29 protein-coding genes and 1 tRNA gene are annotated in these 25,755 nt (G+C 64.7%); 18 read left to right on the top strand and 12 right to left on the bottom strand.

The features are described 5' to 3' along the window. Nucleotides 1–8: 8 nt before the first annotated feature. From HMPREF9710_RS09070 to radC, 4 genes are all read right to left on the bottom strand, one after another. On the bottom strand, nucleotides 9–1,577 hold the full coding sequence (locus HMPREF9710_RS09070) for a DUF418 domain-containing protein (RefSeq protein WP_005665734.1): 1,569 nt from the start codon (nucleotides 1,575–1,577) through the stop codon (nucleotides 9–11). An 85-nt stretch (nucleotides 1,578–1,662) separates the two neighbouring features. Continuing rightward, nucleotides 1,663–1,830: a 50S ribosomal protein L33 gene (gene rpmG / locus HMPREF9710_RS09075; RefSeq protein ID WP_005665735.1), complete on the bottom strand. Its 168-nt coding sequence runs from the start codon at nucleotides 1,828–1,830 to the stop codon at nucleotides 1,663–1,665. 13 nt (nucleotides 1,831–1,843) lie between these two features. Continuing rightward, a complete protein-coding gene (gene rpmB, locus HMPREF9710_RS09080) occupies nucleotides 1,844–2,080 on the bottom strand; it encodes a 50S ribosomal protein L28 (protein WP_005665737.1) in 237 nt (78 codons plus the stop codon). Between the two features lie 220 nt (nucleotides 2,081–2,300). Further along, the gene (radC, locus tag HMPREF9710_RS09085) at nucleotides 2,301–2,972 is read right to left on the bottom strand and encodes a RadC family protein (RefSeq protein ID WP_005665739.1); all 672 of its coding nucleotides are present in this window, start codon (nucleotides 2,970–2,972) and stop codon (nucleotides 2,301–2,303) included. 102 nt (nucleotides 2,973–3,074) lie between these two features. On the opposite strand from radC, the gene HMPREF9710_RS09090 reads away from it, so the two are divergent. The 6 genes from HMPREF9710_RS09090 (at nucleotide 3,075) to HMPREF9710_RS09115 (ending at nucleotide 8,368) form a co-directional block, all read left to right on the top strand. Further along, complete coding sequence (locus HMPREF9710_RS09090) at nucleotides 3,075–3,527, top strand: FKBP-type peptidyl-prolyl cis-trans isomerase (RefSeq protein ID WP_005665740.1); 453 nt, start codon at nucleotides 3,075–3,077, stop codon at nucleotides 3,525–3,527. A 17-nt stretch (nucleotides 3,528–3,544) separates the two neighbouring features. Further along, entirely contained in the window at nucleotides 3,545–4,504 is a 960-nt protein-coding gene (gene ispH, locus HMPREF9710_RS09095; protein WP_005665742.1) for a 4-hydroxy-3-methylbut-2-enyl diphosphate reductase, read from the top strand. 187 nt (nucleotides 4,505–4,691) lie between these two features. Further along, complete coding sequence (locus HMPREF9710_RS09100; RefSeq protein ID WP_005665743.1) at nucleotides 4,692–5,621, top strand: branched-chain amino acid ABC transporter permease; 930 nt, start codon at nucleotides 4,692–4,694, stop codon at nucleotides 5,619–5,621. Between the two features lie 16 nt (nucleotides 5,622–5,637). After that, entirely contained in the window at nucleotides 5,638–6,849 is a 1,212-nt protein-coding gene (locus HMPREF9710_RS09105; RefSeq protein WP_005665745.1) for an ABC transporter permease subunit, read from the top strand. A 26-nt stretch (nucleotides 6,850–6,875) separates the two neighbouring features. Next, nucleotides 6,876–7,646: an ABC transporter ATP-binding protein gene (locus tag HMPREF9710_RS09110; protein ID WP_040775260.1), complete on the top strand. Its 771-nt coding sequence runs from the start codon at nucleotides 6,876–6,878 to the stop codon at nucleotides 7,644–7,646. Further along, a complete protein-coding gene (locus HMPREF9710_RS09115; protein ID WP_005665747.1) occupies nucleotides 7,646–8,368 on the top strand; it encodes an ABC transporter ATP-binding protein in 723 nt (240 codons plus the stop codon). Before HMPREF9710_RS09110 ends, HMPREF9710_RS09115 begins: the two co-directional genes overlap by 1 nt. Before the next feature lie 102 nt (nucleotides 8,369–8,470). On the opposite strand, the gene HMPREF9710_RS09120 is transcribed toward HMPREF9710_RS09115, so the two are convergent. Continuing rightward, a complete protein-coding gene (locus tag HMPREF9710_RS09120; protein ID WP_005665748.1) occupies nucleotides 8,471–9,055 on the bottom strand; it encodes a phasin family protein in 585 nt (194 codons plus the stop codon). Between the two features lie 317 nt (nucleotides 9,056–9,372). Here HMPREF9710_RS09120 and HMPREF9710_RS09125 point away from each other — a divergent pair, with 317 nt between their 5' ends. The 3 genes from HMPREF9710_RS09125 to pbpG all read left to right on the top strand — a co-directional run bounded on the left by HMPREF9710_RS09125 (nucleotide 9,373) and on the right by pbpG (nucleotide 12,301). Next, the gene (locus HMPREF9710_RS09125) at nucleotides 9,373–10,281 is read left to right on the top strand and encodes a DMT family transporter (protein WP_051205040.1); all 909 of its coding nucleotides are present in this window, start codon (nucleotides 9,373–9,375) and stop codon (nucleotides 10,279–10,281) included. Continuing rightward, nucleotides 10,278–10,976 (top strand): nitroreductase, encoded by a 699-nt coding sequence (locus HMPREF9710_RS09130; RefSeq protein WP_005665751.1) that lies wholly within the window; start codon nucleotides 10,278–10,280, stop codon nucleotides 10,974–10,976. Before HMPREF9710_RS09125 ends, HMPREF9710_RS09130 begins: the two co-directional genes overlap by 4 nt. A gap of 167 nt (nucleotides 10,977–11,143) precedes the next feature. Next, entirely contained in the window at nucleotides 11,144–12,301 is a 1,158-nt protein-coding gene (pbpG, locus tag HMPREF9710_RS09135) for a D-alanyl-D-alanine endopeptidase (protein ID WP_157225462.1), read from the top strand. A gap of 7 nt (nucleotides 12,302–12,308) precedes the next feature. Here the strand turns inward: pbpG and HMPREF9710_RS09140 are convergent, their stop codons facing one another. After that, entirely contained in the window at nucleotides 12,309–13,094 is a 786-nt protein-coding gene (locus HMPREF9710_RS09140; RefSeq protein ID WP_005665754.1) for an IclR family transcriptional regulator, read from the bottom strand. Nucleotides 13,095–13,245: 151 nt separating this feature from the next. Here HMPREF9710_RS09140 and HMPREF9710_RS09145 point away from each other — a divergent pair, with 151 nt between their 5' ends. The 7 genes from HMPREF9710_RS09145 to HMPREF9710_RS09175 all read left to right on the top strand — a co-directional run bounded on the left by HMPREF9710_RS09145 (nucleotide 13,246) and on the right by HMPREF9710_RS09175 (nucleotide 19,217). Further along, nucleotides 13,246–13,632 (top strand): diacylglycerol kinase, encoded by a 387-nt coding sequence (locus tag HMPREF9710_RS09145; protein ID WP_040775263.1) that lies wholly within the window; start codon nucleotides 13,246–13,248, stop codon nucleotides 13,630–13,632. 56 nt (nucleotides 13,633–13,688) lie between these two features. Beyond that, nucleotides 13,689–14,327 carry a peroxiredoxin gene (locus tag HMPREF9710_RS09150; protein WP_005665756.1) on the top strand — a complete coding sequence of 213 codons (639 nt, stop codon included), beginning with the start codon at nucleotides 13,689–13,691 and terminating at the stop codon, nucleotides 14,325–14,327. Between the two features lie 208 nt (nucleotides 14,328–14,535). Beyond that, nucleotides 14,536–15,309: a sulfite exporter TauE/SafE family protein gene (locus HMPREF9710_RS09155; protein WP_005665757.1), complete on the top strand. Its 774-nt coding sequence runs from the start codon at nucleotides 14,536–14,538 to the stop codon at nucleotides 15,307–15,309. 117 nt (nucleotides 15,310–15,426) lie between these two features. Beyond that, nucleotides 15,427–16,296, top strand: a complete 870-nt coding sequence (gene cysT, locus HMPREF9710_RS09160; protein WP_005665758.1) for a sulfate ABC transporter permease subunit CysT — start codon at nucleotides 15,427–15,429, stop codon at nucleotides 16,294–16,296. After that, on the top strand, nucleotides 16,293–17,198 hold the full coding sequence (gene cysW, locus HMPREF9710_RS09165; protein ID WP_005665759.1) for a sulfate ABC transporter permease subunit CysW: 906 nt from the start codon (nucleotides 16,293–16,295) through the stop codon (nucleotides 17,196–17,198). Before cysT ends, cysW begins: the two co-directional genes overlap by 4 nt. A 19-nt stretch (nucleotides 17,199–17,217) precedes the next feature. Continuing rightward, on the top strand, nucleotides 17,218–18,291 hold the full coding sequence (locus HMPREF9710_RS09170; RefSeq protein ID WP_005665761.1) for a sulfate/molybdate ABC transporter ATP-binding protein: 1,074 nt from the start codon (nucleotides 17,218–17,220) through the stop codon (nucleotides 18,289–18,291). Then, nucleotides 18,288–19,217: a CysB family HTH-type transcriptional regulator gene (locus HMPREF9710_RS09175; RefSeq protein ID WP_005665763.1), complete on the top strand. Its 930-nt coding sequence runs from the start codon at nucleotides 18,288–18,290 to the stop codon at nucleotides 19,215–19,217. The genes HMPREF9710_RS09170 and HMPREF9710_RS09175 overlap by 4 nt, the downstream gene beginning before the upstream one ends. 74 nt (nucleotides 19,218–19,291) lie before the next feature. On the opposite strand, the gene HMPREF9710_RS09180 is transcribed toward HMPREF9710_RS09175, so the two are convergent. The 5 genes from HMPREF9710_RS09180 to HMPREF9710_RS09200 form a co-directional block, all read right to left on the bottom strand. Next, on the bottom strand, nucleotides 19,292–20,338 hold the full coding sequence (locus HMPREF9710_RS09180) for an aldo/keto reductase (RefSeq protein WP_040775266.1): 1,047 nt from the start codon (nucleotides 20,336–20,338) through the stop codon (nucleotides 19,292–19,294). A gap of 2 nt (nucleotides 20,339–20,340) precedes the next feature. After that, the gene (locus HMPREF9710_RS09185; RefSeq protein WP_005665765.1) at nucleotides 20,341–21,402 is read right to left on the bottom strand and encodes a quinone-dependent dihydroorotate dehydrogenase; all 1,062 of its coding nucleotides are present in this window, start codon (nucleotides 21,400–21,402) and stop codon (nucleotides 20,341–20,343) included. A gap of 109 nt (nucleotides 21,403–21,511) precedes the next feature. Further along, complete coding sequence (locus HMPREF9710_RS09190; RefSeq protein ID WP_005665766.1) at nucleotides 21,512–22,240, bottom strand: arginyltransferase; 729 nt, start codon at nucleotides 22,238–22,240, stop codon at nucleotides 21,512–21,514. Between the two features lie 63 nt (nucleotides 22,241–22,303). Further along, nucleotides 22,304–23,122 carry a leucyl/phenylalanyl-tRNA--protein transferase gene (gene aat / locus HMPREF9710_RS09195; RefSeq protein ID WP_005665767.1) on the bottom strand — a complete coding sequence of 273 codons (819 nt, stop codon included), beginning with the start codon at nucleotides 23,120–23,122 and terminating at the stop codon, nucleotides 22,304–22,306. A gap of 1 nt (nucleotide 23,123) precedes the next feature. Continuing rightward, nucleotides 23,124–23,705 (bottom strand): NUDIX hydrolase, encoded by a 582-nt coding sequence (locus HMPREF9710_RS09200; protein WP_005665769.1) that lies wholly within the window; start codon nucleotides 23,703–23,705, stop codon nucleotides 23,124–23,126. Nucleotides 23,706–23,891: 186 nt separating this feature from the next. Here HMPREF9710_RS09200 and HMPREF9710_RS09205 point away from each other — a divergent pair. Further along, nucleotides 23,892–23,968 (top strand) — tRNA-Met (locus HMPREF9710_RS09205). Nucleotides 23,969–24,174: 206 nt separating this feature from the next. After that, nucleotides 24,175–24,588 carry a T6SS immunity protein Tdi1 domain-containing protein gene (locus HMPREF9710_RS09210; protein WP_005665771.1) on the top strand — a complete coding sequence of 138 codons (414 nt, stop codon included), beginning with the start codon at nucleotides 24,175–24,177 and terminating at the stop codon, nucleotides 24,586–24,588. A 42-nt stretch (nucleotides 24,589–24,630) separates the two neighbouring features. Here the strand turns inward: HMPREF9710_RS09210 and HMPREF9710_RS09215 are convergent, their stop codons facing one another. Then, entirely contained in the window at nucleotides 24,631–25,683 is a 1,053-nt protein-coding gene (locus tag HMPREF9710_RS09215) for a glycosyltransferase family A protein (protein WP_005665772.1), read from the bottom strand. Nucleotides 25,684–25,755: the final 72 nt, after the last annotated feature.

Here is a 25,755-nt window from a genome sequence, read left to right on the forward strand (position 1 = left end):
TTTGGGCGTTACGCGCCACGCCGCATCGGCGGCCACGTCAGGTAAGTCAGCGCCCGCCACACCCATTCGAGCGGCCCGTACTGGAAACGCGCCAGCCACCAGTGGCTGAACACGATCTGCAGCGCGCACAGCAGCAGGGCGATGCCGACCTGCTCGGTCCTGCCGATGCCCCACCATCCGAGCCCGTGGGCATGGAACAGCAGGGAAAACACGAGCGACTGCATCAGGTAATTGCTCAGCGCCATACGTCCAAATGGCGCCAGGACGCGCACCCGGGCCAGCACGCCGTGGCTGTACAGCGCCAGCAGCACCGCCGCGACGTAGCCGAGCGAGGCGGGCAGGCTGCCCACCGTCATCAAGGCGTTCGCCAGGTCATAGCCGCCGTCGTCGACGCCGGCAGGACGTCCGGTGCTGATCAGGCTGCTGAGCAGGCCCAGCCCGACCCCGAAGCCGATCCCGCCCACGGCCAGGCGCCGCAACAGCGGCAGATGACGTCCGGCGTTGGCGATCACGCCGGAGCGCACGAACCAGACCCCGACCAGGAACACGCTCACGCCGACCACCACGAAGCCGGTTTCGTCGCGCATCCGCGCCGCCAGGTGGCCCAGGCGCATCGCGACCGCGTCCGCATAGCTGCCGTTGGTGAGCACCTCCTTCTCTTCGATGCTGCGCGCCGTGCGCTCGCGGTATTGCAACAGGGTGGCGGACGCGTTATCGGTCTCTGCGCTGGTGACGCTGGAGACTGGTCCCGACTGGGGCGCATAGTGGCGCATGGCGCCGTCGAGCGCGGTGAGGCCATAGGTGAGCACGAAGATCGCGACGCCGGCGCGCAGCGGCCGTGCTCTTTCTGGCTGGACAAAGCCCCAGGCCAGGAGGCCGAGCAGCACGAGGGCGCCGCCGATCGCCAGCAGCGCCCCCATGTCGCCCTTGCCGCCGACGATATTCAGGATGGCCGCCAGCAGCATCAGGCTGCCCGGGACGATCGCCACCAGTGGAAACAACGCACGCCGTTCGGCGCGCAGGTAGACGCCCACCAGGCCGGCGAACACGAGCGGCGTGACCAGCCAGCCGGCGAAGCCGAAGCCCGGCAACTGGGCCAGCACGAAACAGGCGGCCAGGACGCCGATCATTGGGCGCGCCCTGGCGAACAGCATCAGCATCAGGGCCAGCGCGCCGATCGCATAGCTGATCAGGATGTCGCCGCTCCACAGCAGCAGGTAGTGCAGCAGGCCGAACAGGCCGAGGACGGCGATCCGGCGGCCATAGGCGGGCAGGAAGGGACGCTCGGCCGTGCGCGCCCGTTCCAGCATCAGGGCGAAACCCATGCCGAACAGCAGCGAGAAAATGGTCCAGAACTTGCCGCTGACAACATAAGCGACGACAAAGGCGACCAGCCAGTCCAGGCCGTGCAGCCCGGCCGGGATGCCGTTGCCGGATTCGGCCACGGGGCGGTTGAAGAATTCGACGTTGGCGATGCAGATGCCGATCAGCGCGAAGCCGCGCAATACGTCGAGGGCATCGAGGCGGTCCTGGCTGGGGATGGGAACGAAGGGGAAGGCGGAAGGCGGACTGGTCATTCCCCGATGGTAGCGCGGATCGGCGGGACGACAAAAAAGCCGCCGGGCTTGCGCGCCGGCGGCTTCGTCAAGAAGACAAGATCGATTACTTGATCTTGGTTTCCTTGTAGATCACGTGCTTACGTGCTTTCGGGTCGAATTTGGTGATTTCCATCTTCGCCGGCATCGTGCGCTTGTTCTTGGTGGTGGTGTAGAAGTGACCGGTACCTGCGGTCGATTCCAGCTTGATTTTGTCGCGGCCAGTTTTTGCCATGATAGCTCCCTAATTAAACTTTTTCGCCACGGGCGCGCATGTCGGCCAGCACGGCGTCGATGCCGAGCTTGTCGATCACGCGCAGGCCGGCGTTCGACAGACGCAGCGAAACCCAGCGGTTTTCGGATTCGACGTAGATACGGCGGTTCTGCAGGTTAGGCAGGAAACGACGCTTCGTTTTGTTGTTAGCGTGGGAGACGTTGTTACCAACCATCACACCCTTGCCGGTTACTTGGCAAACACGTGCCATAGTGCACTCCTTAAATATGTTCCAGAATTGGAAAAACGAGAGTATAGCGTGAAAAGCAAAGCGGAATCAATCACTTACGAAAAACAATGGTGTCTTTTCTTGATGAAAAAATTTAACAATTCCAGATGGGTGTCGTAACTCGCTGTTTACGCTGTGTAATTTCAAGCAAACATGACAGCCCACGTAAGGACGCGGGCGCGGCACTGCCGAGGTTTATCGGTCACAACTGCCCATTCTCGGCAAAGGAATGCACCTGATTGCCCGCCACCACGAAGTGGTCCAGCACCCGGATATCGACCAGCGCCAGCGCCTGCACCAGTGCGCCCGTGAGCCGCAGGTCGGCTTCGCTCGGCTCGGCCACGCCGGACGGGTGGTTGTGGGCCAGGATCACCGCCGCGGCATTCCTGCGCAGCGCCGCCTTGACCACCTCTCTTGGATAGACGCTCGTGTGCGTGAGCGTGCCCCTGAACATTTCCTCGCAATTGATCAGGCGATTTTTCACGTCCAGGAACAGCACCATGAACGATTCATGGGTCTGCAGCGCGAACTGGCTGCGCAGGTACTGGCGCACCGCCTCGGGCGAGCACAGCGCCTCGCGCCGGAACTGCTCGGCCACCGCGCGCCGCGCCAGCTCGAGCGCCGCCTGCAACTGCGCGTACTTGGCCGGCCCCAGGCCGTGCAGCCGCCCGAACTCGCTCGATTCGGCATGCAGCAGCCGGTGCAGCGAGCCGAAGTGCGCCAGCGTGTCGCCCGCCAGCGTCACCGCGCTTTTTCCCGCCACGCCCACACGCAGGAAGATCGCCAGCAATTCGGTATCCGACAGCGCATGCGGTCCATCGCGCAGCAGGCGCTCGCGCGGACGGTCTTGTTCGGGCCAATCGCAAATTCCCATGTTTGATTCCTCGCCAAAAAAAGAGGCAGCCAAGGCGCAAGCGGCGCGCGTGGCTTACAATAGCGGTTTGCCTGATCAGGTATGCCCGTCACCACAAAGAACATGTCCAACGCTGCTCCCGTCGTCAACGAATCCTCTTACCTGACCCTGCATTACCGTCTGGCAGTTGCCGGTGGTTCGGATGTGGTCACGACCTTCAATGGCACGCCCGCCACCTTGCTGCTGGGCCAGGGCCAGCTGGCGCCGTTCCTCGAGGCGCGCCTGATCGGCCTGCCGGAAGGCACGCACCAGACCTTCGAGCTCAGCGCTGCACAAGCGTTCGGCGAGCGTAACCCGGAGCTGATCCAGTCGGTATCGAAAGCCACGCTGGAAGAAAACTCGGTGCCGGGCACGGAATACAACGTGGGCGAGGTGGTCGAGTTCAACGCGCCGAAGGGCGGTCGCTTCGCCGGCGTGCTGCTGGAATTGCGCGACGATGCGGCTTTGTTCGACTTCAACCACCCGATGGCCGGCCGCGCCCTGCAATTCGAAGTGAAACTGATTTCGGTTCTGTAAGGACGACAGGAACAATGATGGAAAACGAAATTCTGCTGGCCCAGCCGCGCGGCTTCTGCGCCGGCGTGGACCGCGCGATCGAGATCGTCGAGCGCGCCCTGAAACAGTTCGGCGCGCCGATCTATGTGCGCCACGAGATCGTGCACAACGCCTACGTGGTCGAAGACCTGCGCGCCAAGGGCGCGATCTTCATCGAGGAACTCGAAGACGTCCCGCCCGGCAACACGCTGGTGTTTTCGGCCCACGGCGTCTCGAAGGCCGTGCGCGCCGACGCCGAGGCGCGCGGGCTCACCATTTTTGATGCCACCTGCCCGCTGGTGACCAAGGTCCACGTCGAAGTCGCCAAGATGCGCAAGCAAGGCGCCGAGATCATCATGATCGGCCACGACGGCCACCCAGAAGTGGAAGGCACCATGGGCCAGGCCGAAGAAGGCATGCACCTGGTCGAGACCGTCGAGGACGTGCAGAAACTGCAGGTGCGTAATCCCGAGCTGCTGGCCTACGTGTCGCAGACCACCCTGTCGGTCGACGACACCCTGGACATCATCGCGGCGCTCAAGGCGCGCTTCCCGAACATCATCGAGCCGAAGAAGGGCGACATCTGCTACGCCACCACCAACCGCCAGGAAGCCGTGAAGTTCATGGCGCCGCAGGTCGAGGTCGTGGTCGTCGTGGGCAGTCCAAACAGCTCGAACTCGAACCGCCTGCGCGAAGTGGCCGAAAAAATGGGCACGCCGGCGTATATGGTCGACAACGCGAGCAAGATCGACCCCAGCTGGATCGCGGGCAAGAAGCGGATCGGCGTGACCGCCGGCGCCTCGGCGCCCGAGGTGCTGGTGCAGGCCGTGATCGACCGCCTGAAAGAACTCGGCGCGGCCAGCGTGCGCGCGCTCGAAGGGGTTGAAGAACACGTGACCTTCCCGCTGCCGAAAGGCCTGGACGGCGTACGTCCTGAGCCATCTTCGCCAGCAGCCTGAACTTTATTTCTCGTACAGACAGAAAACAAAATTTGCTACTGCACGGATTTACCGTGATAAGTTTTCCAACAGCCAAGTTATGATGGCGGCGCTCGGAAAATTGTCATGGTAGCCAACCATGAGCGGCACTTCGGGAGGGATCCCGCGGTGCCGTTTTTTTGCAAGGCAAAAATACACAGGCAGAACGATGGAAACCTTTATTCAACAGCTGCTGAACGGCCTGGTGCTGGGCAGCATGTACGCGCTGGTCGCGCTCGGCTACACGATGGTGTACGGCGTGCTCAACCTGATCAACTTCGCCCATGGCGACGTGCTGATGATCGGCGCCATGATCGGCCTGACGATCCTGCAATTGCTCGAGGCTTATATTCCCGGCTTGCCGGGCTATGTCCAGCTGGCGGCCGCCATCCTCGGCGCGATTCCCCTCACCATGCTGGTCAGCATCCTGATCGAGCGCGTCGCCTACCGCCGCCTGCGCCATGCGCCGCGCCTGGCGCCGCTGATCACGGCGATCGGCGTCTCGATCCTGCTGCAGACCTTCGCCATGATGATCTGGGGCCGCAGCCCGCTGCCGTTCCCGCAACTGCTGTCGTCCGAACCGATCATGATTGGCGGCGCCATGATCTCGCAGACGCAAGTGCTGCTGCTGGTGCTGGCGGCCGTCGCCATGGGCGCCCTGGTGCTGCTGGTCGAGCGCACCAGGATGGGCCGCGCGATGCGCGCCGTGGCCGAAAACCCGCGCGTGGCCGGCCTGATGGGCGTGGACGCGAACCGCGTGATCGTCGCCACCTTCGCCATCGGCGCCGCGCTGGCGGCCGTCGCCGGCGTGATGTGGGGCGCCAACTATGCCTCGATCACCTTCACCATGGGCGTGCTGCCGGGCCTGAAGGCCTTCTGCGCCGCGGTGCTGGGCGGGATCGGCAACATCTATGGCGCCATGATCGGCGGCCTGCTGCTGGGGATCATCGAGGCGCTCGGCGCCGGCTACATCGGCGACCTGACCGGCGGCTTCCTCGGCAGCCACTACCAGGACATCTTCGCCTTCGTGGTGCTGATCCTGGTCCTGACCCTGCGTCCGTCCGGCATCATGGGCGAACGCGTGGCCGACCGCGCCTGAGCACGAGGAGCACACCATGGCACTCCTGACCTTCGACACCCAGCACAAGCCGCGCCAGGCCGCCATCAGCATGGCGGCCGTCCTGATCCTGATGCTGATCTTCCCCTTCGTCGCCTCGCAATTCGGCAACTCGTGGGTGCGCATCATCGACATCGCGCTGCTGTACATCATGCTGGCGCTGGGCCTGAACATCGTGGTCGGCTTCGCGGGCCTCCTCGACCTGGGCTATATCGCCTTCTTCGCGGTCGGCGCCTACCTGGTCGGCCTGTTCTCGTCGCCGCAGTTCGCGGCGCTGCTGGAGTCGCTCATCTATTATTCGCCGGCGCTCGGCGAAGCGCTGGTGGCCTTCTTCGGGCCCGAGATCGCCGCCAACGGCATCCATCTGTCGCTGTGGGCCATCGTGCCGCTGGCGGCGCTGTGCGCCGCGCTGTGCGGCGCGCTGCTGGGCGCCCCCACCCTCAAGCTGCGCGGCGACTACCTCGCCATCGTGACGCTCGGCTTCGGCGAGATCATCCGCATCTTCATGAACAACCTGAACGACCCGATCAACTTCACCAACGGGCCGCAGGGGATCAATATGATCGACCCGATCCGCGTGTTCGGGGTGTCGCTGGCCGGCGAGCCGGGCTCCGGCGCCAACGTCATGATCGGCGACTACGCGATGCCGTCGGTGAACGCCTATTACTTCCTGTTCCTGGCCATGGTGATCGCGACGATCTTCATCACCGGCCGCCTGCAGCATTCGCGCCTGGGCCGGGCCTGGGTGGCGATCCGCGAAGACGAGATCGCGGCCAAGGCGATGGGCATCAATACCCGCAACGTCAAGCTGCTGGCCTTCGCCATGGGCGCGTCGTTCGGCGGCGTGGCCGGCGCGATGTTCGGCGCCTTCCAGGGTTTCGTGTCGCCCGAGTCGTTCTCGCTGACCGAATCGATCGCGGTGCTGGCGATGGTGGTCCTGGGCGGCATCGGCCACATCCCGGGCGTGGTGCTGGGCGGCGTGCTGCTGGCGGCCTTGCCCGAGGTGTTGCGCCACGTGGTCGATCCGCTTCAACAGGCCGTGTTCGGCAAGGTGATCATCGAAGCCGAGGTGCTGCGCCAGCTGCTGTACGGCCTGGCCCTGGTATTGATCATGCTGGTCCGCCCGGCCGGCCTGTGGCCGTCGCCGAACAGGGAAGAGCGTCCCAACGCCGCCCTGGCGCGCGAGGAAGAAGAAGCGTCCACCGCGTGATGAGTGTACAGACACATGAGCAGACCATGAGCGAACAAATCCTCCTGAATATCCAGGGTGTCAATAAACGCTTCGGCGGCCTGCAGGCGCTGACCGACGTCGGCATCCGGATCATGCAGGGCCAGATCTATGGCCTGATCGGCCCCAATGGCGCCGGCAAGACCACGTTCTTCAACGTGATCACGGGCCTGTATCAACCGGACAGCGGCACCTTCGAGCTGGCCGGCAAACCCTATTCGCCATCGGCGCCGCATGACGTGGCCAGGGCGGGCATCGCCCGCACCTTCCAGAACATCCGCCTGTTCGGCGAGATGAGCGCGCTCGAGAACGTGATGGTCGGGCGCCACGTGCGCACGAAGCAGGGCGTGCTGGGCGCGATCCTGCGCCACAAGGCGGCGCGCGACGAGGAAGCCGCGATCCGCCTGCGCGCGCAGGAACTGCTCGACTTCGTCGGCATCGGCCAATTCGGCAACCGCACCGCGAAATTCCTGTCCTATGGCGACCAGCGCCGCCTGGAAATCGCGCGCGCGCTCGCCACCGATCCGCAGCTCCTGGCGCTGGACGAACCGGCGGCCGGCATGAACGCCACCGAAAAGCTGGCGCTGCGCGAGCTGCTCGTGAAAATCAAGGCCGAGGGCCGGACCGTGCTGCTGATCGAGCACGACGTCAAGCTCATGATGGGCCTGTGCGACCGCATCACGGTGCTCGAATACGGCAAGCAGATCGCCGAAGGCTTGCCAAGCGAGATACAAAAGAACCAGGCCGTGATCGACGCCTACCTTGGAGGCGCCCACTGATGGCTGACATTGTTCTGAAAATCGCCGGCCTGAAGGTCGCCTACGGCGGCATCAAGGCGGTCAAGGGCGTCGACCTGGAGGTGGCGAAAGGCGAGCTGGTGACGCTGATCGGCGCCAACGGCGCCGGCAAGACCACGACCCTGAAGGCCATCACCGGCACGCTCCCGCCGTGCAAGGTCGAGGGGACGATCGAGTATCTCGGCCAGCCGCTCGGCGGCACGCAGTCGTTCCGGATGGTGCGCCAGAAGCTGGCCATGGTGCCGGAAGGGCGGGGCGTGTTCACCCGCATGTCGATCCACGAAAACCTGTTGATGGGCGCTTACACGCGCGACGACAAGGCCGCGATCGATGCCGACATCGAGAAGTGGTACACCGTCTTCCCGCGGCTGAAAGAGCGGTCCAGCCAGCTGGCCGGCACCCTGTCGGGCGGCGAGCAGCAGATGCTGGCGATGGCGCGCGCATTGATGTGCCATCCGACCCTGCTGCTGCTGGACGAGCCGTCGATGGGCCTGGCGCCGATCATGGTCGAGAAGATCTTCGAGGTGATCCGCGACGTGTCGCGGCAGGGCATCACGATCCTGCTGGTGGAGCAGAACGCCAAGCTGGCGCTGCAGGCCGCGCACCGCGGCTACGTGATGGAGTCGGGCGCGATCACCATGACCGGCAATGCGCGCGACATGCTCGACGATCCGAGGGTGCAGGCGGCATACCTGGGCGAGTGACGCCACCGGTCACATGAGCGGCACGCGAACGACAAAAAGCCGACAGACGCGATTGCGTCTGTCGGCTTTTTGTCTTGGGCTTGTTACTTCACCAGCCGCAGCTTAGGCCGCAGCGGCAGCCGTGGCAGCGCTGGCAGCATTGCCAGCTTTAGCAGCAGTCGCAGAAAATTGCGACACGGCGGCGTTCATATTGCTTTCGAGCGCTTCGACCGCCTGCTTGGAGGTCTTGCTGAATTGCTCGTAGCCGGCGTTGGCGTTGCTGATCGCGGTCTTGACGGCGGCGACGAAGCTTTCCGAGCCGGCCGGGGCGTTCTTGCTCACTTCGTCGACCAGCGAGATGACCTTGCGGTTGGCTTCGACGATCTGGCTTTCGGCGGCTTTCGAGAACTCGGCGCCGGTGCCGGTGGCGATCGAGGCCAGCTGGCGGCTGTACGACAGGGCTTTCTCGGCGTTCGGCTGCGCCTGCGAGGCGGTCAGCGAGAAGAATTCTTGTGGGTCCTTGGCGCCCAGCAGCTGGCGAGCGGCGGCCGACGAATCTTCCAGGGTCGAGCGCGCGGTGCTGATGTTCAGTTCAACCAGCTTTTCCACGCCTTCGAAGGTCTTCGAGGTCAGTGCCGAAAACAGGGCGAATTGCGAATCGAGGCTGGCCTTGGTAGCGTTCGAAAATTGTTCAGGGATTGCAAACATGTGGCTCTCCAAATATGTCGTTTCAAGAATGGACTATTGCTCTGTGAGACAGGTTCTTCATTAAAACGCAACGAAACTCTTTTTGTGCACCGCAACAGGGCAGATTTTCTGTCAGTTCGTTTGAAGCGTCAAGCGTTTTTGATGCGACGCACCATCCAAGATACATAATTTTCTAGAATGCATTTAATGCAATAAAAGTCAATTGATCTCGCGCAAACCCTGTGCATCTTTCAGCCGGTCAAAACTCCATGGTAGAGACATGCTAGACTCGATGCTTGCGATTTATTCAATGCCGTGCAGCGCGCATTGCCAGCATCATGTCGACCCACGCCACTTCCATGCCCGGCAGCTCCTGGCTGTCGCCCGTGCCGCTGTTCTTCGTCTTCCTCTGGAGCACGGGTTTCATCGTCGCCAAGCTCGGCCTGCCGTATGCGCCGCCGCTGACCTTCCTCATCGTGCGCTGCCTGGGCGTGCTGGCGGTGCTGCTGCCGTTGATGCTGCTCTGGCGCGCGCCATGGCCGCGCGGCCAGGTCCTGCATCTCGCCGTGGCCGGCGTGCTGCTGCAGGCGGGCTACCTGGGCGGCGTGTGGGCCGCCATCAAGCTCGGCATGCCGGCGGGACTGACCGCCCTGATCGTCGGCATGCAGCCGATCCTCACCGCCGCCTGTGCCCCGCTGATCGGCGAGCGGGTGCGGCCGATCCAGTGGCTGGGCCTGCTGCTCGGCCTGTCCGGCGTGGCGCTGGTGGTCTACGCCAAGCTGGGCCTGGCCGGCCTGTCGCCCGCCGCCCTCGGCCTGTGCGTGTTCGCGCTGCTCTGCATCACGGCCGGCACCATGTACCAGCGCCGCTTCTGCCCGCGTTTCGACCTGCGCAGCGGCACCGCGATCCAGTTCGGGGCCACGGTGCTGGTGCTGGCGCCGATCGCGGTGTGGCTGGAAGACCTCGACCCGGCGTTCTCGACGGTTACCTGGAGCGCCGACTTCGTCATCGCCTGGCTGTGGTCGGTGTTCGCGCTGTCGATCGGCGCCATCTTCCTGCTGTTCAAACTCATCGGGCGCAGCCAGGCCACCGAGGTGACCAGCCTGATGTACCTGACCCCGCCGACCACCGCCATCATGGCCTGGCTGCTGTTCGGCGAAGCCTTCAACGCGCTCGGCCTGGCGGGCATGGCGGTGGCCGTCACCGGCGTCGCCTTCGTCGTGCGCAAACCACCGGAGACCACATGACCATCGAGAACCCTGGCCAGGCGGCCGTCGACGCCGCCATCACCTCGCGCCGTTCGATCCGCGCCTTCCTGGACAAGCCGGTCGCGCGCGAAGACATCGCCCGCATCCTGGACGTCGCGGCGCGCGCGCCGTCCGGCACCAACACCCAGCCGTGGAAAGTCCATGTGCTGACCGGCGCCGCGCGAGAGCGCCTGTCAAGCGCGATCCTGGCGGCGTATGCCGACCCCGAGCAGGCCGCCCAGCACCAGGAGGAATATCCCTACTATCCGCGCGAATGGGTGTCGCCGTACATCGACCGGCGCCGCAAGGTCGGCTGGGATTTATATGGCCTGCTGGGCCTGACGCGCGACGACAAGGCCGGCATGGCGGCCCAGCATGGGCGCAACTTCACTTTCTTCGATGCGCCGGTCGGGATGATTTTCACCATCGACCGCATCATGGAGCAGGGCTCCTGGCTCGATTACGGGATGTTCTTGCAGAACATCATGGTAGCGGCGCGGGCGAGGGGACTCGACACCTGTCCGCAAGCCGCCTTTACGCAGTATCATCGGATCATCGCGGCCGAACTCGGGCTGCCGGCGAACGAGATGGTCGTGTGCGGCATGGCGCTGGGCTGGGCCGATCAGGCGCGGATCGAGAACACCCTGGAGACCGAGCGCGAACCCAGCCACGTGTTCGCCCGCTTCATGGAGTAAAGTAATAACCAACAATATCTCATTGATATCAAACGAAAGTTTGAATGCAGGGGAGGTGTTGGTTTTCGCAGATTATTTCCGCACGGAATGTTCTTTTCTCTTGCGATCGAGCGTCGTTCCGCTACACTTTCATCTGTATCTCATCGGTTTGGTCCAGGGGCGTTTCGATGTTTAAACTTGCTTTGGCTGCAGTTGCCGCCACGTTGTTCGCTATTGCACCAATGCAGGCATCCGGTGCCGGGGCGGGCGCAGGGGCGGGCGCGACCGAACAAGCGCAGAAGTCCAAGCCTGCCAAGGCTGCCAAGAAAAAGCCCAAGCGCAAAGCGAAGGCGAAAAAGACCGCCAGGAAGCGCAAGGAAGTCGCCAGCGCCGGCGACAACGGCCAGCGCATGGTGCGCCGGGTCCGCACCGTCAACGGCAAGCGCGTCGTCACCTACCACCCGGCCCGCGCCGCGGCGGGCGCCGTCGCCGTGGCGGCGGTGGCGACGGCCGGCGACAGGGCCGGCCTGAACAAGACCGACGATCCGCTGTCCCTGCGTTCCAGCGTCGCCTATGTGGTCGACCAGAACAGCGCCGAAGTGCTGTTCGAAAAGAACGCCAACGTCGCCCTGCCGATCGCCTCGATCACCAAGCTGATGACCGGCATGGTCGTCATGGAAGCCAAGCAAGACCTCGACGAAGTCCTGCGCGTCACCGACGCCGACGTCGACCGCCTGAAGTACAGCAGCTCGCGGCTGCCGGTCGGCGCGCGCATGACGCGGCGCGAACTGCTGCACATCACCCTCATGAGTTCCGAGAACCGCGCCGCCTCGGCGCTGGGCCGCAACTACCCGGGCGGCATCGAGGCCTTCGTCGCCGCGATGAACGCCAAGGCGCGCCAGCTCGGCATGATGGACACCCATTACGTCGATTCCAGCGGCCTGTCGAGCCGCAACGTCTCGAGCGCGCGCGACCTCGTCAAGCTGGTGATGGCGGCCCACGAAGACCCGCTGCTGCGCGAATTCTCCACCACGCCGAAATCGACCGTGAAGGCCAGCGGCCGCACCATGCATTACGCGAACACCAACTACCTGGTGTCGCTGCCCGACTGGAACATCGGCCTGCAAAAGACCGGCTTCATCAACGAAGCGGGACGCTGCCTGGTGATGCAGGCCATGATCCATGGCCGCAATGTGGTGATGGTGTTCCTGGATTCGAAAGGCAAGATGTCGCGCACGGCCGACGCCGGCCGCATCCGCCGCTGGATCGAGTCGCTGCCGGACCGCATGGACGTCGATGCGGTGCGCACGCCGACCATCACGGCCAGCGCGCCGGCATTGCATTAATCCTTGATCACACCGGCGCGATCGGCCGGTAACCCAGCGTCGACGAAATCCGCGACGCCGTCTGCACCAGGTCTTCGAGCCAGTCTTCCTGCAAGCGGTCGGCCGGCGCCGAGATCGACAATCCCGCCACCAGCTTGCCGCTGTCGTCATGGATGCCGGCCGCCATGCAGCGCACGCCCAGTTCCAGTTCCTCGTTGTCGCGCGCATAGCCGCGCGCCCGCACCAGGCTCAGTTCGCGTTCCAGCCGCGCCAGTTCGGTGATCGAATTGCGCGTGTGGCCGGCCAGCCCCGTGCGGGTGGCATAGGCGCGGATCGCCTTGACGTCGTCCACGGATAAAAACAGCTTGCCGGTCGAGGTCAGGTGCAGCGGGCCGCGCCCGCCGATGGCGCGCACCACCTGCATGCCGGAGCGCTCCGAGAAGGCGCGGTCGATGTAGACGATTTCGTCGCCCTGGCGCACCGACAGGTTGACCGTCTGCTGGGTCTTGCGGTGCAGGGCGCGCATGGCGTCGAGCGCCGCTTCGCGCACCGACAGCCGGCTCTTGACCACATTGCCCAGTTCCAGCAGGCGCATGCCGAGGCGGTAGGTGCCCGGTTCGACCCGGTCGACGAAGCGCGTGACGACCATGTCGTTGAGGATGCGGTGCGCGGTCGAGGGATGCAGGCCCGACACCCGCGACAATTCCTTGAGGCTGACCGGGTCGGTATAGCTCGCCAACGCATCGAGCAGCGCCATCATGCGTTCGATGACCTGGATCGACGTCTTGGCTGGAGTAGGGGTTTCCATTTTCATGATGTGGTTGGTGCAGTGCAGTATTGTTCACTTTATACCATGATGTGAAAAGACCATGCAAACCGGCGGCTTGCGTCCTGGGTCAACTTGCCACATGCTTGTGCGCGGACGGGGCATAATGTCGTTCCTGCATGTTGGAATGCCAAGAACGATGGAAAACCCGATCAGCGAATTCAAGACCTTGCGCGGCCTGGAGCGCATCGGCGCCGCCTGCCGCAACACCTGGGACGGCCTGCGCTGGGCCTGGCGCAGCGAAGCGGCGTTTCGGCAAGAGGTCGTGGTGATCGTCATCGCCAGCGTGGTGGCGCTGCTGCTGCCGGTGTCCGGTTTTCAAAAGCTGGCCCTGGTCGGCGTGCTGGTCGTGGTGCTGGTGGTCGAGCTGATCAATTCGGCGATCGAAGCGGTGGTCGACCGCATCTCGCTGGAGCGTCATCCGCTGTCCAAGGCGGCCAAGGACCTGGGCAGCGCCGCGGTGGCGCTGACCCTGCTGCTGGCGGGGGCCACCTGGGCCGTCGTGCTGTACAACCGCTTTATGTAGGCTTTGCGTTGCGTCGTCCGCGGACGGCGCTGTATGAATCAACCATGGAGAAGACTATGACCTTACGCCTCGGCGACACCGCTCCCGATTTCGAGCAGGATTCCAGCATCGGCAAGATCCGCTTCCACGAGTGGGCGGGCGATTCCTGGGTAGTGCTGTTCTCGCACCCGGCCGACTTCACGCCGGTGTGCACGACCGAACTGGGCCTGACCGCCAAGCTCAAGCCGGAGTTCGACAAGCGCAACGTCAAGGCAATCGCGCTGTCGGTCGACCCGGCCGACAAGCACGTCGACTGGATCAAGGATATCGAAGAAACCCAGCAAACCGTGGTTGGTTTCCCGATCGTGGCCGACGCCGACAAGACCGTGTCCGGGCTGTACGACATGATCCACCCGAACGCCTCGGCCACCGCCACCGTGCGCTCGCTGTTCGTGATCGACCCGGCCAAGAAAGTGCGCCTGATCATCACCTACCCGATGAGCACCGGCCGCAACTTCGACGAAGTGCTGCGCGTGATCGACGCCCTGCAGCTGACCGACGGCTACACCGTCGCCACGCCGGGCAACTGGAAGGATGGCGACCCGGTCATTATCCCGCTGACCGTCACCGATCCCGACGTCATCAAGCAGAAGTACCCGAAAGGCTTCGAGGCGCCGCGTCCTTACCTGCGCCTGACGCCGCAGCCGAACAAGTAATCGGCAGCGCAGGGGCGAGGCTTGCCCCATGCCATGTCTACCGCAAGACGGCGAACCTGGGTTCGCCGTTTTTTTTCGTGGTATCCAGGCAACAAACTCGCGATGATCATCGTCGTGGGACGAATATCTCTGCATAAGCAAATGAGAAAGCTGTCGTTTGGAAAACGGCAGCCCGAGCCTTACCCTGTGCTCCACAGGAGAGCTCGGCATGTCGATGACGTATGTGATGGCAGGATTCGCGGTAGGTTTGTTGGTCGGCATGACCGGCGTCGGTGGCGGCTCGCTGATGACGCCCTTGCTGACCCTGCTGTTCGGCGTCTCGCCATCGGTCGCGGTCGGCACTGACCTCGCCTTCGCCGCGATCACCAAGAGCGCCGGCACCATCACCCACCGCTTCACCCGCACCGTGCAATGGCAGATCGTCGGCCGCCTGTGCCTGGGGGCGCTGCCGGCGGCCGTGCTGGCGGCGATCGCGCTCAACCATTTCGGCGCGCTCAGCGAACAGCTGGGGCAGGTGATCCGCTACACGATCGCCGTCTCGGTGATGCTGACCGTGGTGGCGCTGCTGCTGCGCAGCCGCCTGCTGGCCTGGATCCATGCCCACCCGGAACGCCAGCTGCAGGGCCGCGGCCTGGCGGCGGCCACCATCATCTCGGGCGCCGTGCTGGGCGTGCTGGTGACGGTGTCCTCGATCGGCGCCGGCGCCATCGGCGCGACCTTGCTGGTGTTCCTGTATCCAAAGCTGAGCCCGGCCGAAGTGGCCGGCACCGACATCGCCTACGCGGTCCCGCTGACCGCCATCGCCGCGCTCGGCCATTGGTGGCTCGGCTCGATCGACTGGATGCTGCTGCTGACCCTGCTCGTCGGTTCGCTGCCCGGCATTACCCTCGGCGCCATGGCGGCGCGCGCCGTGCCGGAGCGCTTCCTGCGCGCCTTGCTGGCCACCACCCTGACGGCGGTGGCGGCGAAGCTCGTCTTGTAAATTGCGCCCTACCAAATAGCAATTACTGTCTATGCAAATAAGTATTCTTTCGTTTGCTTTATGAACATCGCGTGAGAATATTCGAGTCCGATAGAAGAATTTGTAATAAGGACTCGCATGACTTCGCTTGCATTGCCGGGCAACGCGGCAGCAACCAAGCCCAAGCGGCCAGGCCGGGTCATTCCCGGCTTCGGCATTTCGCTGGGCTTCACGCTGTTCTACCTGGCGCTGATCGTCCTCATCCCGCTGTCGGCGGTATTCCTCAAGACCTCCAGCATGAGCTGGGCCGATTTCTGGGCGACCGTCACGTCCGAGCGCGTGGTGGCGTCCTACCGCCTGAGTTTCGGCGCGTCGCTGATCGCGGCCGCCATCAACGTCGTCTTCGGCGGCATCGTGGCCTGGGTGCTGGTGCGCTACCAGTTCCCCGGCAAGCGCCTGATCGACGCCCTGGTCGACCTGCCGTTCGCGCTGCCGACCGCGGTGGCCGGCATCACGCTCACTGCGCTGTACGCCCATAACGGCTGGATCGGCCAGTACCTGGCGGCGCTGGGCATCAAGGTGGCCTTCTCGCCGTTGGGTGTGGTGGTGGCGCTGACCTTCATCGGCCTGCCGTTCGTCGTGCGCACGGTGCAGCCGGTGCTCGAGGAAGCCGAGCGCGAACTCGAGGAAGCCGCCGCCAGCCTGGGCGCGCCGCCGCTGCAGACCTTCATCCGCGTGGTGCTGCCGACCATCGTGCCGGCGCTCCTGACCGGCTTCGCGCTGGCCTTCGCGCGCGCCACCGGCGAATACGGTTCCGTCATCTTCATCGCCGGCAACCTGCCGATGGTGTCCGAGATCACGCCGCTCCTGATCATCTCCAAGCTGGAACAGTACGACTATACCGGCGCGACCGCGATCGCGGTGGTGATGCTGGTGTTCTCCTTCATCCTGCTGCTGGCGATTAACCTTCTTCAGGCGTGGACGCGCAAACGGGCGGGCAAGGCATGAGCGCGGTCCTCGACAAGGTGGCGCCGCCGGCCAAGCGCGCCGCCAACAACAAGCGCCTCGACACCAGCGTGCTCGAGCCGCGCTGGGTGCGCGTGGCGCTGATCGCCGTCGCGCTGATCTTCCTGACGCTGTTCCTGTTCATCCCCCTGGCGGCGGTGTTTACCGAAGCGCTGAAAAAAGGGTGGGAGCTGTACGTCGAATCGATCCTGGACCCGGATGCGGTGTCGGCGATCAAGCTGACCCTGATCGCGGCCGTGATCTCGGTGCCGCTGAACCTGGTGTTCGGCGTGGCGGCGGCGTGGGCCATCGCCAAGTTCGAATTCCGCGGCAAGAGCATCCTCCTGACCCTGATCGACCTGCCGTTCTCGATCTCGCCGGTGATCGCGGGCCTGATGTACGTGCTGCTGTTCGGCGCCTCGGGCTGGTTCGGCCCATGGCTGGCGGAGCACGACATCAAGATCCTGTTCGCGGTGCCGGGCATCGTGCTGGCCACCGTGTTCATCACCTTCCCGTTCGTCGCGCGCGAGCTGATTCCGCTGATGCAGCAGCAGGGCACCGAAGAAGAAGAGGCCGCGCTGGTGCTGGGCGCCTCGGGCTGGTCGACCTTCTGGCGCGTGACGATGCCGAACATCAAATGGGGCCTGCTGTATGGCGTGATCCTGTGTAATGCCCGTGCGATGGGCGAGTTCGGCGCGGTGTCGGTGGTGTCGGGCCACATCCGCGGCGAGACCAACACCATGCCGCTGCACGTCGAGATCCTCTACAACGAATACAACTTCACGGCCGCCTTCGCCGTCGCATCGCTGCTGGCGCTGCTCGCCCTGGTGACCCTGGCCGTCAAGTCCTTTATCGAATGGCGCCTGCACGAAGCCCGTAAGGCTTCGACGGACGCCCCTCACTGAAACAACGCCGGAGCCACGCATGACGATCGAAGTACAACATATCCGCAAGCAGTTCGGCCAGTTCACGGCGCTCGACGACGTTTCGCTGCAGTTCCCCGACGGCGAGCTGACCGCCTTGCTGGGGCCTTCGGGCTGCGGCAAGACCACGCTGCTGCGCATCATCGCCGGCCTCGAATATCCGGACTCCGGTTCCGTGCTGCTCGACGGCCAGGATTCCTCGCACCGCCACGTGCGCGAGCGCCAGGTCGGCTTCGTGTTCCAGCACTATGCGCTGTTCAAGCACATGACCGTGTTCGAGAACGTCGCCTTCGGCCTGCGCGTCAAGCCGCGCAAGGAGCGCCCGAGCGAAGCCCAGATCCGCGAGAAGGTCAAGAAGCTGCTCGAACTGGTGCAGCTCGACTGGATCGCCGACCGCTATCCGCCGCAGCTCTCGGGCGGCCAGCGCCAGCGCATCGCCCTGGCGCGCGCGCTCGCGGTCGAACCGCGTGTGCTGCTGCTGGACGAACCGTTCGGCGCGCTCGACGCCAAGGTGCGCAAGGAGCTGCGGCGCTGGCTGCGCCGCCTGCACGACGACCTGCACGTGACCTCGATCTTCGTCACCCACGACCAGGAAGAGGCGCTCGAAGTGGCCGACCAGGTGGTCCTGATGAACAAGGGCCGCGTGGAGCAGCTGGGCAGCCCGGACCAGGTGTACAACAACCCGGCCTCGCCCTTCGTGTACGGCTTCCTGGGCAACGTCAACCTGTTCCACGGCCGCGTCAACGACGGCGTGCTGGCCAGCGGCGACGTGCGTTTCCAGGCGCCGCAGCACGCCGGCGTGGTGGATGGCGCCGGCATCGGCTACGTGCGTCCGCACGACCTGGACGTCGAGCGCTACACGCCCGGCGCCGCGGGCGTGGTGGCCAAGCTGCGCCGCGCGCATGCGATCGGCCCGCTGGCCCAGCTCGACCTGGAGCGCGCCGACAACCAGCAGCTGATCGAGGCGGTGATGCCGAACGAGCGCTTCGCCAGCCTGGGCCTCAAAGAGGGCGAGACGCTGGTCGTGCGTCCGCGCCGCATCGAAGTGTTCGTCGACGAAGGAAACGCGATATGAACTTCCAGCAGCTGCGCTCGGTCCGCGAAGCGGCCCGGCGCGATTTCAACCTGACCGAAGTCGCCAACGCCCTGTTCACCTCGCAGCCGGGCGTGTCGCGCCAGATCCGCGAGCTCGAGGAAGAGCTGGGCGTGGTCATCTTCGAGCGCAACGGCAAGCGCCTGACGGGCCTCACGCCGCCGGGCAAGGGCATCCTGCGCATCGTCGAAAAGCTGCTGGTCGAAGCCGAGAACCTGCAGCAGGCCAGCCGCGAATACGCCGCGCAGGACAGCGGCACGCTCACCGTCGCCGTCACCCACACCCAGGCGCGCTACGCGTTGCCGCAGGTGGTGCAGTCATTCCGCGCCGCCTTCCCCAACGTGCGCATCGCCCTGCAGCAAAGCGCGCCCGAGCACATCGCCGAATGGGTGGCCTCGGGCAAGGCCGACATCGGGATCGCGACCGAGGGCCTGTCGGCCTTCCCCGACCTGGTGTCCTTCCCGTGCTACCGCTGGAGCCACCTGGTGGTGGCGCCCGAGGGGCACCCGATCTTCTCGAGCGGCTCGCCGCTGCGCCTGGAAGATTTGGCCGAGCATCCCCTGATCACCTATGACGTCGGCTTCACCGGCCGCAGCCACATCGACGCCGCTTTCGTCGAAGCCGGGCTGGCGCCGGACATCGTGCTCACCGCGATGGATTCGGACGTCATCAAGCAGTATGTGTCGCTGGGGCTGGGCGTCGGCATCGTGGCCTCGATGGCCTTCGATCATGGCCGCGACAAGGGCCTGCGCGCGATCGAGGCCTCGCACCTGTTCGCGCAGAACGTGACGCGCCTGGCGGTGCGGCGTGGTTCGTACCTGCGGGCGTATGCCTTCCACTTCATCGAGCGTTTCGCGCAAGGGTATACGCGGGCGGATATCGAGAAGGCGATCGCGACGGCGGAATGAAGAAACGGGGCATCTGCCCCGTTTTGCATTGATCGGCTTATAGCCTTGGCTTATTGGCCAGCTTATTGACCAGCTTATTGACCAGGATTAGTGATCCGTCCGTGGATCTCATCGATCCGTTTGACCACCTCATCGCTGAGTACGATCTGCGCCGCATCGATGTTTTCCTCGAGCTGCGCCAGCGTGGTCGCCCCGACGATGGTCGATCCCACGAACCAGCGTGAATAGCACCAGGCCAGCGCCATCTGCGCCGGCGTCAAGCCGTGCTCGCGCGCCAGCGCCGCATATGCGCGGGTGGCCTCGAACACCGCCGGCCGCAGGTAGCGCGGGCTCCAGGTCGGCGGATAGATCGTCAGGCGGCCGCGCGCCTGCGGGTCGTCGACGTACTTGGCGCTCAGCTGGCCGAAGGCGAGGGGACTGTAGGCCAGCAGGCTGACGTCTTCGCGGTAGCAGACTTCGTCCAGCAAGGTGGTCTCGAACGCGCGCGCGGTCAGGTTGTATAGATTCTGGATGGTGGCGATGCGCGGCAGGCCGCGGAGTTCGGCCTGCTTGACGAATTCGCACACGCCCCACGGGCTTTCGTTCGACACGCCGATGTGGCGGATCTTGCCCTCTTTGACCAGGTCGGCCAGGGTACGCAAGGTATCCTCGATCGCCACGCCGTCGCGTTCCTTGCGCGGATCGAACTGATTGGCGCCGAAGATCGGCACGTTGCGGCTCGGCCAGTGCAGCTGGTAGAGGTCGATGTAGTCGGTCTGCAGGCGCCGCAGGCTGGCGTCGACGGCGGCGCGCAGGTTGGCGGCGTCGAGATTGTGTTTTGAACCGCGGATCCAGGCCTGGTTGCCGTTCGGGCCGGCGATCTTGGTCGCCAGCACCAGCTTGTCGCGCCCGCCGCGCGCCTTGAGCCAGGAGCCGATGAAGCGCTCGGTCGAACCCTGGGTGGCCGCGCTCGGCGGCACCGGATACAGCTCGGCGGTGTCGATGAAGTTGATGCCGCGCCCGATTGCATAGTCCAGCTGGGCGTGCGCTTCCTGCTCGGTATTCTGCTCGCCGAAGGTCATCGTGCCGAGGCAGACGGTGCTCACCTCGAGGTCGGTGCGGCCCAGTGTCTTGCGCCGCATGCTCATTGCTTTTTCTTCTTCGCGCCGTTGTCGCGCAGCGCGTCGGCGCATTCGCGCACCAGGGCCGGGCCGGCGTAGATCAGGCCACTGTACAGCTGCACCAGCTTGGCGCCGGACGCGATCTTGGCCTTCGCGTCCTGGCCGCGCATGATGCCGCCCACGCCGACGATCGGGATGTCGTCGCGCAGCTCCTTCTTGAGCGCGCGGATCACGATGTTCGACTGCTCGAACACCGGGGCGCCGGAGAGGCCGCCGGCCTGCTGTGCGTGCTTCATGCCTTCGACGTCGCGCCGGTTGAGCGTGGTGTTGGTGGCGATCACGCCGTCGATCTTGTGGCGCAGCAGGGCGCCGGCGATGTCGCGGATCTGGTCGCCGTCGACGTCGGGCGCGATCTTGAGCGTGATCGGCACGTAGTGGCCGTGGTGGTCGGCCAGCTTGGTCTGCTCGGCCTTCAGCTGGGACAGCAGGCCGTCCAGTTCGGACGCGCCCTGCAGCTGGCGCAGGTTCTTGGTGTTGGGCGACGAGATGTTGACCGTCACGTAGCTCGCATACGGATAGACCTTGCGCAGGCAGTGCAGGTAATCCTCGGCGGCTTGCTCGATCGGCGTGTCGGCGTTCTTGCCGATGTTCAGGCCCAGCACGCCCTGGCGTTCCTGGTAGAAGCGCGAGGCTTGCACGTTGGCCACGAAGGCGTCGACGCCGCCGTTGTTGAAGCCCATGCGGTTGATGATGCCGCGCGCGCGCGGCAGGCGGAACATGCGCGGCTTGGGGTTGCCGGCCTGGCCGCGCGGGGTCACGGTGCCGATCTCGATCGAGCCGAAGCCGAGCGCGGCCAGGCCGTCGATGTAGGCCCCATCCTTGTCCAGGCCGGCGGCCAGGCCGACCGGGTTGGGGAAGGTGATGCCCATGACGGTGCGCGGGTCGGGCAGCGGTTTCCTGAACGCGCCCGTCAGGCCGAGCGCGGCTGCCCGACACAGCATGGGCAGCGTGAAGTTGTGGGCCGTCTCGGGATCGAGCGAGAACAGTGCGGGGCGGACGAGGGTGTACAGGAATTTGTCGGGCATGGGGAACTCAAAAAGGATCTCCCCATCATTCTAACGTGATGCGCTGCGGCATACGTAGTTGAGTGTCAACGACTTTGTTAGCACTTGTATCACACGGCGACAACCCGGCCTAGCGCTGCAGCACGCCCCATTCGCCGTCGATGCGCGCTTCGAGCGGCCGGAAGTTGATCTTGTAGGCCATCTTGGGACTCTGTTCGATCCAGTACCCGAGATACACGTAGGACAGTCCGAGCTCGTGCGCCTGGTTCACCTGCCACAGGATGTTGTAGGTGCCGTAGGAGGCATTCTCGATGTCGGGATCGAAGAAGGTGTACACCGATGACAGGCCGTCGGACAGCACGTCGATGATCGACACCATGCGCAGGGTGCCGTCCGGCTCGCGGAATTCGACCAGGCGCGTGTTGACGCGGCTTTGCAGCAGGAACTGGGCGTACTGGTCGCGGCTGTCCTGGTCCATGCCGCCGCCCACGTGGCGCGTGGTCTGGTAGCGCAGGTAGAGTGCGTAGTGCTCGTCGGAAAAGGCCAGGTTGGCCACCATCGCGACCAGGTTGCCATGGCGCTTCCAGGCGCGGCGCTGGGTGCGGTTGGGCGTGAAGTCCTCGCACTTGACGCGCACCGGGATGCAGGCCTGGCAGCCGTCGCAGTAGGGGCGGTAGGTGAAGATGCCGCTGCGCCGGAAGCCGTTCTTGACCAGCTCGGAATACACGTCGGCATTGATCAGGTGCGATGGCGTGGCGACCTGCGAACGCGCCTGGCGCGCGTCGAGATAGCTGCAGGGATAGGGCGCCGTCGTGTAGAACTGCAGCGTCGCAAAGGGCAGGTCGTGTAGGTGCGTCATGCAAAAAACTCTCGAGACGACGTGTGATGAACCTATTCTAGCGAAAACCCGCCCGCGATACCGTTAGCCATCCAACGGTATCGCGGGCGAATTGCCGGATTTGTCGGCCGCTGCAGCGGACCCTGCGGACGCTGCGGATGCCGCCGGCGCCCCGGCGCCCGGCGCCGCCAGCGGCGCACCGACCGTCCAGTCGCGGATGGGTGGTTCGGCGATGGCGGCGCGCAGGTGCTCCAGGAAGCGGCTGCGCGGGATCGGCGCCGCGCCGAGCGAGGCCAGGTGGCCGGTCTCCTGCTGGCAGTCGATCATCCGCACGCCGTGGCCGCGCAGGAAGGCCACCAGGTAGGCCAGCGCGACCTTGGAAGCGTCGGACACGCGCGCGAACATCGACTCGCCATAGAACATGCGGCCTATGCAGACGCCATAGGCGCCGCCGACCAGTTCGCCGTCGAGCCAGACTTCGGACGAGTGGGCATAGCCCAGCGCATGCAGGCCGCTGTAGCCGTCGATGATCTCGCTGGAGATCCAGGTGCCGGGGCCGTCGCGGCGCGGCGCGGCGCAGGCGCGCATGACGTCGCTGAAGGCCGAGTCGAAGCGCACGTCCCAGCGGCCTCCCTCGTGGCGGCTGCGCTCGACCTTGCGCAGCGTCTTGGCCAGGCTGTCGCTCACCTTGAAGTCGCTCGTGTACAGCACCATGCGCGGGTCGGTGCTCCACCACAGGATGGGCTGGCCTTCGGAAAACCAGGGAAAGATGCCGTTGCGGTAAGCCTGCAGCAGGCGCGGCGGCGACAGGTCGGCGCCGGCCGCGAGCAGGCCCGGCGCTTCGACCGTCAGTGCCTTGGATACGTCGGGAAACGGCGTATCGGTCTCGAGCCAGGGAATCATCTCAATCCGGTTCGCGTGGGGCGATCATCGGGCGATGGATGTCGCGGCTGTGAAAGCCATAGCTGCCGCCCTCGCGCACTTTGATCCGGTCGGCGAAGAACAGTTCCAGCGTGGTGCGGATGGTGGGAAAGGCCAGGTCGTCCCAGGGGATCTCGTCTTCGGTAAACAGCTGCACGTCCAGGCTTTCGATGCCGGCCGCGAAGTCGAGGTCGAGCAGGCGCGCCCGGTAGAACAGGTGGACCTGGTGCACGTGGGCCACGTTGAGCAGGGTGAACAAGGGCCCGAGCTCGATGTTGGCGCCGGCTTCTTCCTCGGTCTCGCGCACCGCCGCCTGCCCGGTGGTCTCCTCGTTTTCCATGAAGCCGGCCGGCAGGGTCCAGTAGCCGTAGCGCGGCTCGATCGCGCGCTTGCACAGCAAGACCTGGAGCCGGCCGTCGGCCTCCCAGACGGGAATCGATCCGATGACGAGTTTCGGATTCTGGTAGTGGATCGTGTGGCAATGGGTGCAGACGTAGCGCGGCCGGTTGTCGCCTTCAGGGATGGTCAGCAGGACGGGGTGGGCGCACTCGGAGCAGAATTTCATGGTCGTGTGACGAATTGGCATTGCCCTTACTTTACACTGAATGCGGGGGCGATAGGGCAGCGCCCGACGGGTGGGGTCGACCTGTTTTCAGCGCAGACCATGCGTTATATCGTGTTGCAATCGCACATGGCCGCAGTATTGCATTTGCCTAATAAGGGGAATGGGCGTATAATTCATTTCATCAGACGCGGGGTGGAGCAGTCTGGCAGCTCGTCGGGCTCATAACCCGAAGGTCACAGGTTCAAATCCTGTCCCCGCAACCAGATTCGAAGCCGCTGATTCGCAAGAGTCAGCGGCTTTTCCGTTTTTCAAGCCGGCGTTGTTCAAGCAGGCACATCTTTTCTCGGTCTTAACGGCCTCGACGCAGGTCAAACCCGCTCGCCTCTGCTGCAATGCACACGGGCCCGGCCTGTCCAACCCTGCGAACCGCCGCGCGCATGCGCCATGGCGACATTCAGGGGCGATGACCATGATCGATGTAGACGACATCAACGAGGCCTGGGGCTGGGTCGGCATGAGCGCCGTCGAAGTTCTCGGGGCTAATGCCTTCGGCAACCTCATCATCCGCGACGAGGACGACCATTTCTGGTGCCTGCGTCCGCAAGAACTGGTCTGCGAGCCGCTGGCGCGCAGCCGCGCCGCGCTCGACGCGCTGGCCTACAACCAGGATTTCCTCAACGACTGGTACATGCCAGAGGCGGTGCGCCTGGCCGAAGCCGCGCTGGGGCCGCTGACCGAGGGGCGCAAATACTGCCTCAAGATTCCCAGCGCGCTGGGCGGCCACTATGGCTGCGACAACCTGGCCACCGTGCCGCTGGCCGAACTCATCCGGTTCTCGGGGGAGGGCGCGCAGCAGTTCGACGGTTTGCCGCGCTGGAACTGATGCCGCAGTCGGCCGCGCCGAGGCCCTCTCGGCGCCAGCCGCTCATTCCTTGCGCGGGGCGGCCTGGGTACGCAGGCGACCGGCAACGATCTGCCAGCCCACCGCCGGCACATACAATGGCAGTTTAGGGTCCATGGCCAGGTGCTTCCACAGCAGCGGGCCGTTGATGGGTTTGCGGTGCGTCAGCCGGTGGACGATGTCCTTGACCATGGTGTGGCGCAGGAAGCGCAGCTTGGCGCGGTTGCGTCCCTGTTGTTCGGCGTTGAGCTTGAACAGGCGCGGCAGTGCGAGTTCCAGCTTGGTTTCGTAGTGCAGGCGGTCCATCGATTTCTCAGTGCCCCAGCCCGAGCCGGCGTAGATATTCACGCCGCGACCATAGGTCACTTCCGGCGTGGTGCCGAAAACATACGCCTTCGTCAGTGTGCTCAGTGTCAGCCAGAACAGGAAGTCCTCGCCGGCATAGACGAATTCTTCGCGAAAACGCAGATTGGCGAACTTGCGGAAGCGGTACACGACGGTCGACGTGCCGATGACATTGGCGCCGAGGATCTGTTCCGTCATGTCGCCCTGGTACTGCGCGACCGGGTAGCCACCCGGCAGCAGCGGGTGCGCGTCCTTCTTGAACACTGCGCTCTGTTCGAACACGGTTGTCGAATGGCCAAGGCGGAAAAAATCCGAAAAATAAAAGTCGTTGCCCTGCGCCAGGGCGGCGCTCGCGTGCAGCAGGTGCGTATCGTGCCACTCGTCATCGGAATCCAGGAAAGCCACGTAGTCGCATTGCGGCGACACGCTGTCGAGCCCCTTGTTGCGCGCCCCGGCGGGTCCGCCGTTCGGCTGTTCGATCACGCGTACGTTCAGGTTCGGCCAGCGCGCCCTCACTGCCTGCACCTCGCCCCGTGCCGGCACCGGCGAGCTGTCGTCGACCACGATGACTTCGGCGGGGTACAGCTGCTGGCCGGCAATCGATGCCAGCGCCTTCTGCAGGACGCCTTCCTGGCGCTGGAAATAAGGAATCACGACGGCGATCGGTGCACTCGCCGGCGTCGCTGCAGCATGGTTCGCGCTGCTGGAAGTAGTGAAAATCGGGGTGCTCATGTTGCTGAATATATCACACGCTCGTGGTGTAACGCCCCTCGTCTTTCCAATTGAAAACAGTGCACGGCTTCG

It is taken from the genome of Massilia timonae CCUG 45783 (assembly GCF_000315425.1).
Taxonomy (GTDB): Bacteria; Pseudomonadota; Gammaproteobacteria; order Burkholderiales; family Burkholderiaceae_D; genus Telluria; species Telluria timonae.